The 12,199-nt window shown below is 67.3% G+C and carries 10 protein-coding genes; 3 read left to right on the top strand and 7 right to left on the bottom strand.

Annotation, left to right across the window (positions count from 1 at the left end):
• Positions 1-5 precede the first annotated feature (5 nt).
• Both AC3A6I_RS17140 and AC3A6I_RS17135 read right to left on the bottom strand, forming a co-directional pair.
• Positions 6-731: a Crp/Fnr family transcriptional regulator gene (locus AC3A6I_RS17140; protein ID WP_487545075.1), complete on the bottom strand. Its 726-nt coding sequence runs from the start codon at positions 729-731 to the stop codon at positions 6-8.
• A gap of 253 nt (positions 732-984) precedes the next feature.
• Positions 985-1,647 (bottom strand): L,D-transpeptidase, encoded by a 663-nt coding sequence (locus tag AC3A6I_RS17135; RefSeq protein ID WP_487545074.1) that lies wholly within the window; start codon positions 1,645-1,647, stop codon positions 985-987.
• A gap of 306 nt (positions 1,648-1,953) precedes the next feature.
• Between AC3A6I_RS17135 and AC3A6I_RS17130 the strand changes: the two genes are divergently transcribed.
• From AC3A6I_RS17130 to AC3A6I_RS17120, 3 genes are read left to right on the top strand one after another with little or no spacing between them, the layout of a single operon-like run.
• Positions 1,954-3,321: a surface lipoprotein assembly modifier gene (locus AC3A6I_RS17130; protein ID WP_487545073.1), complete on the top strand. Its 1,368-nt coding sequence runs from the start codon at positions 1,954-1,956 to the stop codon at positions 3,319-3,321.
• A 2-nt stretch (positions 3,322-3,323) separates the two neighbouring features.
• A complete protein-coding gene (locus AC3A6I_RS17125; RefSeq protein WP_487545072.1) occupies positions 3,324-5,000 on the top strand; it encodes a FecR family protein in 1,677 nt (558 codons plus the stop codon).
• A 27-nt stretch (positions 5,001-5,027) separates the two neighbouring features.
• Positions 5,028-7,253: a CHASE2 domain-containing protein gene (locus tag AC3A6I_RS17120; protein WP_487545071.1), complete on the top strand. Its 2,226-nt coding sequence runs from the start codon at positions 5,028-5,030 to the stop codon at positions 7,251-7,253.
• Between the two features lies 1 nt (position 7,254).
• Here the strand turns inward: AC3A6I_RS17120 and AC3A6I_RS17115 are convergent, their stop codons facing one another.
• From AC3A6I_RS17115 to AC3A6I_RS17095, 5 genes are all read right to left on the bottom strand, one after another.
• Positions 7,255-7,413, bottom strand: coding sequence for a hypothetical protein (locus AC3A6I_RS17115; protein WP_487545070.1), 159 nt, complete (start codon positions 7,411-7,413; stop codon positions 7,255-7,257).
• Positions 7,414-7,701: 288 nt separating this feature from the next.
• Complete coding sequence (locus AC3A6I_RS17110; RefSeq protein ID WP_487545069.1) at positions 7,702-9,219, bottom strand: tripartite tricarboxylate transporter permease; 1,518 nt, start codon at positions 9,217-9,219, stop codon at positions 7,702-7,704.
• Positions 9,216-9,743 (bottom strand): tripartite tricarboxylate transporter TctB family protein, encoded by a 528-nt coding sequence (locus tag AC3A6I_RS17105; protein WP_487545068.1) that lies wholly within the window; start codon positions 9,741-9,743, stop codon positions 9,216-9,218. The genes AC3A6I_RS17110 and AC3A6I_RS17105 overlap by 4 nt, the downstream gene beginning before the upstream one ends.
• Complete coding sequence (locus AC3A6I_RS17100) at positions 9,743-10,693, bottom strand: Bug family tripartite tricarboxylate transporter substrate binding protein (RefSeq protein ID WP_487545067.1); 951 nt, start codon at positions 10,691-10,693, stop codon at positions 9,743-9,745. The genes AC3A6I_RS17105 and AC3A6I_RS17100 overlap by 1 nt, the downstream gene beginning before the upstream one ends.
• A 367-nt stretch (positions 10,694-11,060) precedes the next feature.
• Positions 11,061-12,122: an ABC transporter substrate-binding protein gene (locus tag AC3A6I_RS17095; RefSeq protein ID WP_487545066.1), complete on the bottom strand. Its 1,062-nt coding sequence runs from the start codon at positions 12,120-12,122 to the stop codon at positions 11,061-11,063.
• Positions 12,123-12,199: the final 77 nt, after the last annotated feature.

Raw genomic sequence — 12,199 nt, 5'->3', positions numbered from 1 at the left:
CACGGTCAGCCGCACAGGGCCTTCAGTTCGTCAAGGTCGGCGATCTCGACCTGCCGCTGGTTGGCGATGGAGATCGCGCCCATCTGCCTGAGCCGGGTCAGTTGCCGCGACACTGTCTCGATGGTGAGTCCAAGGAAATCACCGATATCGGCGCGTGTCAGCGGCAGTTCGAAGGCCACCGGGCCATCATCGGCGCCGGCCGTGGGGTCGGCATGGGTGGCAATGAGGTACAGGAAGCTGGCGACCTTCTCCTGCGCAGTTTTGCGGCCCAGCGTCACCATCCACTCGCGCGCCTCGTCGAGTTCGCGCAGCGTCTGCTGCATCAGCCGATGCTCCAGTGCCGGGGTCTCGGCAACGAGCCGTTCGAGCGCCTTGCTCGGCACCACGCACAGATCGACGCTCGACGCCGCTTCCGCCGTCACCTGGCTTTCCTTGCCGAACAGCCGGCCGAGGAAGTCGGGCGCGAACTGCAGTCCGACCACCTGCTGGCGGCCATCCTCCAGCACCTTGGAGAGTTTCACCACGCCGCGCATGACATTGGCATAGGAGTCGATCTCGGCGCCCTCGCCGATCAGCTCCGTGCCACCCTCGTGGCGTGACTTGTGCGTCTGCCGCGCGAGCCGGACCAACTCGTCGGGCTGCAGAACGCCGCACAGCCCGCGGTGCCGCGCTTCGCAGCTCCGGCAAAGCACGGGGATTTCCGAGTTGTGAATGTCCTGGCGTTCGCCCATCGTGCCGCAACCATAGCGTGGTCGCGGCCGAACCGCAGCAGGTATGACGCCGCAGCGAGCGAGGGGGAGATCAGTTGGTCGGCGGCTTGCCGGCCCGGCTATGGCCCCAGGCCAGGGTTAGCGCGAAGGCGCCGAAGGCGCAGGCAACGACGATGACGGCGATGATGGCTTCTGGGGGCACGGCAGGTGGCTCCGATGAACGAAGCCATCCGACCATGCACACGGCCGCCGCGCGTTGATCTGGATCAAGCCGTCAGGAAACGACCGTGACGCGCGTGCCGGTCGGCACCCGGTTGTAGAGGTCGATGATGTCCTGGTTGATCAGCCGGATGCAGCCCGACGAAACGCTCTGCCCGATCGTGTAGGGCTCGAGCGTGCCGTGCAGGCGGAAATGCGTGTCCCTGCCGTTGCGGTACAGGTAGAGCGCCCGCGCGCCCAGCGGGTTGCGGAGACCGCCCTCGAGCCCGGCCGCATACTGGGCATAGCGATCCGGCTGGGTCTTGATCATGTTGGCGGTCGGCGTCCAGCGCGGCCACTCTGCCTTGCGCTGGATCGTCGCCGAGCCACGGAAGTTCAGCCCTTCCTCGCGCCCGACGCCTACGCCGTACCGCATCGCCCGTCCGCCCGGCTGAACCAGGTAGAGGAAGCGCTGCGTGGTGTTGACGATGATCGAACCGGGCCGTTCCGAGCCGGCATAGTCGACTTCCTGCCGCCAGAACTGCTGCGGGATGCGGCGGATGTCGATGCCGGGAATTTCGAAGCCGTTGTCGATCCGGCGCGAATAATGGCTGGCCCACGGCTCCGGTACGTCGATGACGGTCAGGCCGTCACCGAGGCGGCGCTCGGTGCGCGTCGAAGAACAGGCAGCGAGCAGCAGGGCTGCGCTGCTGGCGAGAAATAGGCGACGGGTCGTCAATTGTGGCCTCATGGACGGCTTAGTCCTTGAAGCTTCAAGCGCAATCGCTCCATCCTGTCGAGTGCGCGAGGGCAACACTCGGCGGCTCAAGCGGATCACGCCTTCGTGGCTCTGCACAAGTTGCAGAGCGCCGTAGCCCGCGCATGTTGCCGAAAAGAACCGACCGTATTCAATTCGTTAACGGGGTTTGACAGCCGGTTCTGAGTCAGGCGATTGTCGCCGTCCGGGACGCGCCAGTACATTGCCATTCGACCAAATATATACCTGCAGGCGCGGGCAGGTTGCGGTGCTTGGGATAATTCGAAGATGCTTTGGGGGCACGGGCGCTATTGGGTCGTCCCGGCGCTGGTTCTGGCGCTGATGCCGGCTGCGCAGGCGCAGACGACCGACGCCACGACCAACCAGAATGTTGCAGCCGATGTGACGGCCGCCGACCGTGTCGGTCTCGAAACCCGCCGGCAACAGCTGTTCCAGCGCATGCTTGCCGATCCGTCCAATCTCGATCTCGCCTTCGAATATGCGGCGCTGTCCGAGCGGGCCGGCGACCTCGAGGCCGCCATCTCGACGCTCGAGCGCATGCTGGTGTTCGCGCCCGGCCTGCCGCGTCTGCAGTTCGAGCTCGGCGTGCTCTACTACCGGCTCAACTCGTGGAACACCGCGAAGTCCTACTTCACCACCGTGCTCGACCAGCCGCAGGTCCCCGACGATATCCGCGCTCGTATCGGCGCCTACATGGCGACCATCGAGGCGCGCGCCGAGGGGGCTTACTCCTTCGGCCAGTTCGGCGTCGGCGTGCGCTACCAGACCAACGCCAATGCCGGCCCGAGCTCTCCCTTCATCGATCTGGGCGGCTTCGAGTTCACTCTCAACGAAGCGGCCCTCGGCGACGAGGACTGGAACGGCTACGTCACCGGCCGCCTCTACAACTCGATCGACCTCGAGAGTCAGGGCGACCGCTTCGTCTTCGACCTCTACGGCTACGGCGCTCTCTATGCCGAGCAGACTGAGCTGAATACCGGCGTGGTGCAGCTGCAGCTCGGCCCCGATTTGAACCTCGCTTCGATCGGCATCGACAACGCCCGGCTGGCGCTGCACGGCGATTTCGGCGCGGCGCTGATGAGCGGCGATCCCTATATCGCGTCGGCGGGCCTCGGCGCCGATCTGACGCTGCTGCTCGATGCGCGCACGCGCTTCGTCCTGGGCGTCGATGCCAAGCACGAGGAATATTTCGACAGCGACCTGCGTCCAACATCGTCCGAGCGCACCGGCCAGACCTATGGCGGCACCTCGCGCCTCGAATATCTGCTGACCCCCGATGTCGCGCTGTTCGCCGCGCTCGAGCTCAACCGCAAGGTCGCCTCGGTCGACTACCACACCACCTGGCAGGGCGGTGTATCAGGCGGCGTGCGCTGGAGTTCGGGCGGCAAGAGCTCGTGGTCGGTGACGCTCAGCGGCGGCCTCGAACGCGAGCTCGCCGATGCGCCCGATCCGGCGATGGTCACCCCCGACGCCGAGGACAAGCAGGTGAGCTACGTCTCCGCCGGCGTTGCCGTGCCGGTCGCCGATGGCGTGCTGCTCAATTCCAACGTCACCTATTCGATTTCGGACTCCAACTACGACCTCTCCAACTACGACAACCTGGCCGCCAGCCTCGGCCTGAGCAAGAGGTTCTAGCCATGCGCCTCATCGCTGCCGCCGCCGCTGCCCTGCTGCTTGCTGTCCCGGCGCTCGCCGAAACCAATGTCGGCGTCACCGCTGCCGTCAACCAGTCCGCCAACGGCACCGTGGGCAGCAATGTCCGCACCATTTCGCTCGGCGACAGCGTCATCTACAACGAGCGCATCCAGACCGGCGGCGATGGGCTGGTGCAGATTCTGCTCGGCGACGGCACCACCTTCATGGTCGGGCCGAACTCCGACCTCGTCATCGACAGCTTCGTCTACGATCCCAGTGCCGGCACCGCGCAGGTGACCGCCAGCTTCACCAAGGGCGTGCTGCGCTTCATCGGAGGCCAGACCTCCAAGACCGAAGGTGGCGTGACGCTCAACACCCCGGTCGGCACCATGGGCATTCGTGGCGCCATGGTCGATGTCGTGCTCGATCCGCCGTCCGGCACGCCGCAGCATATCGACATGCTGTTCGGCAACGAGGTGACGCTCGCGCAGGGCCAGCAATTGCTCGGCCGCCTCTACGCCGCCGGCTACTCGCTGGTGCTGGGCGAGGGTGGCGCGATCGAAGTGATGAAGACCCCGCCCGGCTGGGGCAGCCAGATCCAGGCCGCCCTCGCCGGCAAACCCGGCACCAAGGGCGGCGCCCCCAAGGGCCCGACCGACGACGAAGTCGGAAACTCCGAATTCGCCGAGAACAACCAGCCCGACGATCCGCCGGGGCTGAGCGAGAGCGAGCTGAAGGCGCTGCTCGAAGCCGCCGCGACCTACGACGAGATTCGCCCCTATCTCGGCCAGCAGCCGACGATCCACTCCGGCTTCGCTGCAGGGCAGCTGGGCGCCGCAGGCTTCGGTGAGGCTGGAGCCTTGCCCGGCTTCGTTCCGTATGACGAAGACAGCGATGCGCCCATTTACGCGGAGGTGGCCTTTGCTCCGAACGGCGATCCGATTGCCATCGCGATGGTGCTGACCACACTCGACTGCGATAACTGTCAGCTCTTTGTCTATGACAGCTCGGCGGGCGAAGTAACCGTCACTCCGCCGATCGTGGGGCAGCCGCCGATCACCATCGATGTGACTTCGGCCAGCATTCGCGAGGCGACGGAACAGGATCGCCAGAACCTGGAGATCGAGTGCGCCTGCGACTTCATTCGCTGGGGCTTCTGGAGCCTGGAGGCGGAAGGCACGGTCGATGAAGAGCCGGTAGCCATTAGCGTCGACAACGCCAACTGGGTCACCGGCGACCTGACGACGGCCGGCCAACTCGAGGATTTGGCCCTGTCCACCAATGTCGAGGCCAGCTATTCCGGCGACGCAATCGGCCGGGTCACCAATCCCTACGGCCAGGACGGCCCAAGCTATACCGCCACTGGCGACCTGAGCATGTCATGGAATTTCGCGGATCGTGATGGTGTCATCCACATCGAGCATTTCGACAGCGAGAATCTTGGCGACGGTGGCGGCATCCACCTCATGGGTGATCTCGACGCGCCCGAGCAAGGTAATGGCTTTTTCGGTAGGTTGACGGATGGTCCATTCGGCGACACGGTCGGTGCGGCTCAGGGCGCATTTGTCAACGATGGGCCGGATGCCGCGCAGGGCGTGATAGGCAATTTCGGCTTCACCCTTGGCCCGGAATACAGCGCCAGCGGCATCTTCTTCGGCCAGCAGGATACGCCGCACTAGCGTGTCCCTCCGACCGGGCGCACACCGATGCTGAAAGGCCCGCTCAAGCGCACCCGCTCGCGCGCCGACAAGCGCCGGGCGCTGGCCGTGTGGATCGCCGGCATTGCGACCCTTGCCGCCGTCCTCACCTTCGGCGCCCTGCAGCGCCCGCTGCTCGACCGGCTGACCAACCTCGTCTTCGATACCTACCAGCGCCTGATGCCGCGGGCCGAGGCCGCCGCGCCGGTGGCCGTGGTCGATATCGACGAGGCCTCGATTGCCGAACTGGGGCAGTGGCCGTGGCCGCGCACTACGCTGGCCCAGCTGGTCGACCGGCTAGGGCAGGCGGGCGCTGCCACCATCGCCTTCGATATCGTCTTCCCCGAGCCCGATCGCACCTCCATGGCGGCGCAGGCCGAGCTGCTGCGCCAGGGCGGCGCCGAGGTGACGCTCCCCGCCGGCGGCGCCGTCAGCAACGACGCGGTATTCGCCGAGGCCATCGCCCGCAACCGCGTCACTCTCGGCGTTGCCATCAGCAACGAAACCGATACCGTGCTGCCGCCACCCAAGGGCGGCTTCGCCTTCGGCGGCGCCGACCCCAAGACCTACCTGCCGGCCTATACTGGCGGCATCGGCAACATTCCGGAGATCATCGGCCCGGCACAGGGTATCGGCTCGTTCTCCTTCCCCACCGCCGTCGATGGCGTGGTGCGCACCGTGCCGCTGGTTTTCCACGCCCAGGGCAACCTTTATCCCTCGCTCGGGCTCGAAGCGTTGCGCGTGGCGCAGGGGGCGGGCAGCTACGTCATCCGTTCCACCGGGGCCAGTGGCGAAGCCGATACCGGCCGCCCGGCCATGGTGGCGCTGCGCGATGGCGCGCTCGACGTGCCTACCGGCGCCGCCGGCGAGTTCTGGATCTACTATTCCGGTATCCCCTCGATGCCGACCGTTCCCGCCGCCGAGGTGCTGTCGGGCGACATGGCCGCGCTGCAGCAGGCGGTCGGTGGCCGCATCGTGCTGATCGGCACGAGCGCGGTCGGCCTGCGCGATATCGTCTCGGTGCCGATGGGCTATTCCACCCCCGGCGTGCGGGTGCATGCCGAGATCATCGACCAGGTGGTGGGGCAGGTCTTCCTTACGCGTCCAGACTGGGCCCCGGGTGCCGAAGTCGCGGCCGCCGCGGCGCTCGGCCTCGTGTTGCTCGCCTTTGCCGGCCGCACCGGGGCTCTGATCACTTCGGGTGTCGCGCTGGTGCTGATCGCCTCGGCGGTCGGCGCCTCGTGGTGGGCTTTTGCCACCCAGCGCCTGCTGCTCGATCCCCTGCTGCCCGGCCTCGCCGTGGCCCTGAGCTTCCTCGTCACCACGCCGATCGTGCTGCTGCTTTCCGACCGCGAGCGCCAGTTCGTGCGCGGCGCCTTCGGCCGCTATCTGTCACCCACGCTGGTCGAGCGGCTCGCCGCCAACCCACAGGCGCTGGCGCTCGGCGGCGAATTGCGCGATCTCACCGTGCTGTTCTCCGATATCCGCGGCTTCACTTCGATGTCGGAAAAGATGAACCCGACCGAGCTCACCGCGCTGCTCAACGGCTTCCTCACGCCGATGACCGATATCCTCCTTGCGAGCGAGGGGACGATCGACAAGTACATGGGCGACGCCATCATGTGCTTCTGGAACGCCCCGCTCGATATCGCCGAGCACGAGCGCAAGGCCTGCCTCGCCGCGCTCGGCATGGTGCGCTCGCTCGAAGAGCTGAATCGCGGACGCGATGTGCCGCTGAAGGTCGGCATCGGGCTCAACTCGGCCCCCTGCTGCGTCGGCAATCTCGGCTCGGCGCAGCGCTTCTCCTATTCGGCCATCGGTGACGGCGTGAACCTTGCCTCGCGCGTCGAAGGGCTCACCAAGGGCTACGGCGTCGCCATCCTCGCCACCGAGTCGACACGGCAGGCGGCGCCTGAACTGGCCTTCCTCGAGGTGGATCTGGTGCGGGTCGTGGGGCGCGCCGAACCGGTGCCGATTCACGCCCTGGTGGGCGATGAAACCGTCGCGAAGTCAGAGGGTTTCCGGGCGCTGGCGGCGGATCACGCGGAACTCATCGCGGCCTATCGCGCCGCCGATCCGGACCGCGCCGAAGCGGCGCTGGCAAGGGCCCGTGCGCATGGCGCGCACGAGGTCGAAAAGCTCCACGAGATCTACGCCGAGCGCATCGCCGAGCTACGAGCCGACCCGCCCGCAGCCGGGTGGGACGGCGTGTTCACCGCCAAATCGAAGCACTAGCCTAGCGGCCGATGCGACGGAACTGATCGGGGTCGATAGCGAGCGCGCGCAACGTCTCGTTGCTCGGCGCCCGGCTGGCCGCCGTCGCAGCGGCGGCGCGGCTGGCAGCACCGAGCAGAGCGAAAAAGCCGGTAGTCTGGTCGAAGAAACGAGTGTTCATCTCAGGTCTCCCTTTCCCACCTCAAATGGGGAGACGGCCGGCGGTTCGGTAGCGGGTTTCCGGGTAAGCGAGGCATGCGGTGGATGCAGGCATCCGAGCTGGAGGATACCCCACCCCTGTCCCCTCCCCGCAGGGGGGAGGGAGACCCTCGAACAGCCCGCGGTGCTCGTGGGACGAGGACTTGCGAGTGCAGGTCACCTCCCCCCTTGCGGGGGAGGGACAGGGTGGGGGGTATCTTTACGCACAGGCGGTGGAGGGGGCGACCACGCGCAGTGACCCGTCCGTACCTCAGTCCCCGTCCGATGCCATGGCCGCCAGCAGTTTGCCGCGCCCGCGCGCCCGAAGGATCGGCGGCACGACCAGCGCGATCAGCGCGATGCCGAGCAGCACGGCCGAAATCGGCGATTGTACCAGTACCAGCACGTCGCCCTGGCTGATCGCCAGCGCCCGCCGCAGCTGCTGCTCGGCCATCGGCCCCAGGATCAGCCCGACAACCACCGGCGCGATGGGGAAGCCGAACACGCGCAGGCCGAAGCCCAGCAGCCCGAACACCAGCAGCATGCCCAGTTCGACGACGGATGGGTTGGCGCCGATGGTGCCCAGCGTCGCAAACAGCAGGATGCCGGCATAGAGCCAGTGCTTGGGAATGGCGAGCAGCCGCACCCACAGGCCCACCAACGGCAGGTTCAGCACCACCAGCATCAGGTTGGCAACCAGCAGCGAGGCGATCAGCCCCCACACCAGCTGGGGGTTCGACGTGAACAGCAGCGGCCCCGGCTGCAGGCCATATTGCTGGAAGCCCGCCAGCATGATCGCCGCCGTCGCCGAAGTCGGCAGACCCAGCGTCAGCAGCGGCACCAGCGTGCCGGCAGCCGACGCATTGTTGGCCGCCTCGGGCCCGGCGACACCCTCGATGGCGCCATTGCCGAACTCTTCCTTGTGCTTGGAAAGCTTCTTCTCGACCGCATAGGAGAAGAACGTGCCGATCTCGGCGCCACCGGCCGGCATTGCGCCGATCGGAAATCCGATCGCCGTGCCGCGCAGCCAGGGCTTCCACGAACGCGCCCAGTCCGACGCGGTCATCCACAGCGAGCCCTTCACCGGCTCCACTGTCGAAGGCGCGCGCTTGCCCTGAGCGGCGACGAACAGCGTCTCGCCGATGGCGAACATCGCCACCGCCAGCGTCGTCACCTCGATGCCGTCGAGCAGGTCCGGCACGCCGAAGGTCAGCCGGGCCTGCCCGGTCTGCATGTCGATGCCGACCAGCCCCAGTGTCAGCCCGATGAACAGTGCGATCAACCCGCGCAGGCTCGATTCCCCGAACGCCGCCGATACGGTGATGAAGGCCAGCACCATCAGCGCAAAGTACTCGCGCGGCCCGAAGGCCAGCGCGATGCTCACCACCCAGGGTGCAAGGAAAGCCAGCGCGATCGTGGCGATCAGCCCGGCGATAAACGAGCCGATCGCGGCGGTCGCCAGCGCCGGGCCGCCGCGGCCGGCGCGCGCCATCTTGTTGCCCTCGAGCGCCGTGACGATCGAGGCGCTCTCGCCGGGCGTGTTGAGCAGGATCGAGGTGGTCGAGCCGCCATACATGCCGCCATAATAGATGCCCGCGAACATGATCAGCGAGCCGGCCGGGTCGAGCTTGTAGGTCACCGGCAGCAGTAGTGCGACGGTCGTGGCCGGCCCGATGCCCGGCAGCACGCCGACGGCGGTGCCCAGCGTCACCCCGATCAGCGCATAGAGCAGGTTCATCGGCAGGATCGCCGTCTGCAGCCCCTGCATCAATAGCTCGAACGTGTTCACCGCGCCGGTCCCCCGAGAAGTGCTTGCTGCAGCGCGATCAACGCCTGTTCGGGAGGACCGGCCGGCAAAGTCAGTTGCAGGCCCCGCGCGAACAGGAACCAGACCGCGGCCGAGATCAGGATCCCCGCCGGAATGGAAAGCCATAGCCGCCGCTCGCCGAAGCCGCGGGCAACGAGCCCAAACAGCAGGCCGGTGGCAATGGAAAAGCCGGTGAAGCGGATCAGCACTAGCTGCGCCAGCAGGCCACCGACGATCCACAGCACCGGCTGCAGGTCCTGCGGTTCGCGCTCGGGGAAATCGCCGCGCCAGGCTTCGAACGCGGTCCAGATGCCCAGCCCGACGAGGCAGATGGCGATGACAAAGGGAATGGTCTGGGGGCCGATGCGCGCATAGGCACCACCGGTGCCCATACGGGACGCATCCCAGGCGACGATGCCGCCCAGGACGATGAGGCCCGCCGCAATGACAAGCGCCGCCCGGTCGGGGCGACGCTCTGTTTCGCTGTGAGCCATCGGCTCGCTCATTACTGCACCAGCCCGATTTCCTTGAGGATGGCGGTGGTCGATTCGATCTCGGTGGCGAGCTGGGTCTTGAACTCGTCGCCGGCCAGCCAGGTATTGATCCAGCCCTTGGTCTCGAGCGTCTTCTGCCAGCTGGCCGAGTTCACGGTCTTTTCCACATCGGCGGTGATGGCGGCGGTCTGCTCGGCCGAAAGGCCCGGACCGGCCCAGATGCCGCGCCAGTTCTGCACCACGAGGTCGACGCCGCCTTCCTTGAAGGTCGGCGCATCGATGATCGCGACACGCTCGGGCGCCGAAACGCCGAGCACGCGCAGCGCGCCGGCCTCCACCTGCGCCTGGAACTCGCCATAACCGGAAATGCCGACGGTCACCTGGTTGCCCAGCACCGCGGCCAGCGCTTCACCGCCGCCCGAGAAAGCGATGTAGTTGACGAGCTTCGGGTCGACCCCGGCCGTCTTGGCGAACAGGCCCGCCGTGATGTGGTCGGTACCGCCGGCCGAGCCGCCGGCCCACGACACGCTGCCCGGATCGGCCTTCAGCTTGGCCGAGAGATCCGCCAGCGTCTGCAACTCCGAGGCAGCGGGAACGACGATCACTTCATACTCGCCGGTGAGGCGCGCAATCGGCGTCACCGCATCGAGGGTTACCGGGGCCTTGTTGGTCAGGATCGCGCCGACCATCACATAGCCACCGACCATCAGCCGACTCGGATCGCCATTGGCTTCCTGCGCGAACTGGGCGAGGCCGATGGTGCCGCCGGCGCCCGGCACGTTCACCACCTGCACATTGCCCGACACGCCTTCGGCCGTCATCGCCTCCTGCAGCGAGCGGGCAGTCTGGTCCCAGCCGCCGCCCGGGGCGGCCGGCGCCATGATGGTGTAGTCGGCGGCAAAGGCCGCGGCCGGCAGGGCAAGCGCGCCTGCCAGGATTGCTGTCGCAACGAAATGCTTCATGGTGTCCTCCATGGCGGCCGTGCCGCCGTCCAAATCCGGTGCGGATCTCCTCACCACGCGCCAAACGCCGTCGCAGCCCACAAGGATGCGGGGCGGGGGCTAAGCGGATGCGTGGCGGGGTCCTCCCAGACTCCCGGCCGGAGCTCTTGCCCTCGGCCATTCTCGTAGCACATCACACCAAGCTGTCGCGAACCTGTCGTGTAGCCGGTGCGTGTGGCCGCCCCCTCCACCGCCTTCGGCGGTCCCCCTCCCCCGCTGCGCAGGGGAGGATCACGGCGAGATCGTGCCACAGCGGGTCCTCCACCGTGAAACGGGGGAGGGGGACCAGCGAAGCTGATGGAGGGGGCGGCCACACGCGCGGCACAGCCTACTGGATCGACAGCGCGTCGTTCCAGCGCCGGATCAATCGCGCCCGTTTCACCTGGTCGAGATAGACCATCAGGCCCGGGCTGACCGGCACCGGCCGCAGCTGGTTGCCGAGCGCCTGCTGCATGGCGTTGGCGGTGTTGTCGCCGGTCACTTCGGGGTTGAGCGCCGCGATCTGCAGCTGCTCGGCCATGATCGTCTGGCCCTCGGCCGACATGAAGAACTCGAGATACATGCGGCCCAGGTCGGGGTTGGCCGCCGCCGCCGGGATCAGCCCGATGCGCGAGGTGACGATGGTGTAGTCGGCCGGCAGCACGATGCCGAGATCGGGGTTCCGCGCCGCCGCCTCGGCCGCATAGGAGCCGAGGATGTTGTAGCCGAACACGAACTGCCCGCTGGCCACCCGATCGACGATCGCCGAGGTGGTCGAATAGAGCTTCACCCCCGCCGCGCCCATGGCGCCGACCAGCGTCCACAGGTCGGAGAACTGCTCCTGGTCGCGCGAGAAGAACATGAAGCCGACGCCCGAGCGCTCGATGTCGTAGGTGCCGATCCGGCCGTAAAGGCTGTCGGCATTGGCGCGCAGGTACTTGATCAGCTCGGCCCGCGTCGCCGGCGGCGGCGCATCGGCAAAGCTCGGCTTGTGGTAGATGAACACCGCCGGCTCATAGGTCAGCGCATAGGCGGTGTTGCGCCAGTTGGCCCAGCGCGGCCAGCTCTGCGACAGCGCCACCCGGCTCTCCTGCGCATAGCCGTCGTTCGCCAGCTTCACCTGCAGGTCCATCGACGACGAGAAGGCAAAGTCGGCCGTCTTGCCGCCGGCATCGGTCTCGGCCACCACGCGATCGTAGATATCGACCGTCTGCAGATCCTCGTAGGCGACGGCCACCTCGGGATGCGCCGCCTGGAAGGCAGCGATCATCGGCCGGGCCAGCGGCTCGTCGAGCGAGGAATAGACGGTCAGCACCCGCGCTGCCGCATTGCCGTCCGGCGCCGGATAGAGCCGCGCTTCGGCAAGGGCCGGCGAAGTCATCAGCGCGAGGAGGGCGAGGAGGCGGAGCATAGGCCGAGCATGCAGCCCCGAGCCGTGCCTACACAAGTCCCGTCCCGGTAGGGTAACGTTCGGCCGGGAGGAACACC

This window comes from Devosia sp. Soil_C_22, from assembly GCF_057657195.1.
The sequence above is the reverse complement of the archived record's forward strand: the minus strand, read 5'-3'. Positions and strand labels throughout refer to the sequence as shown.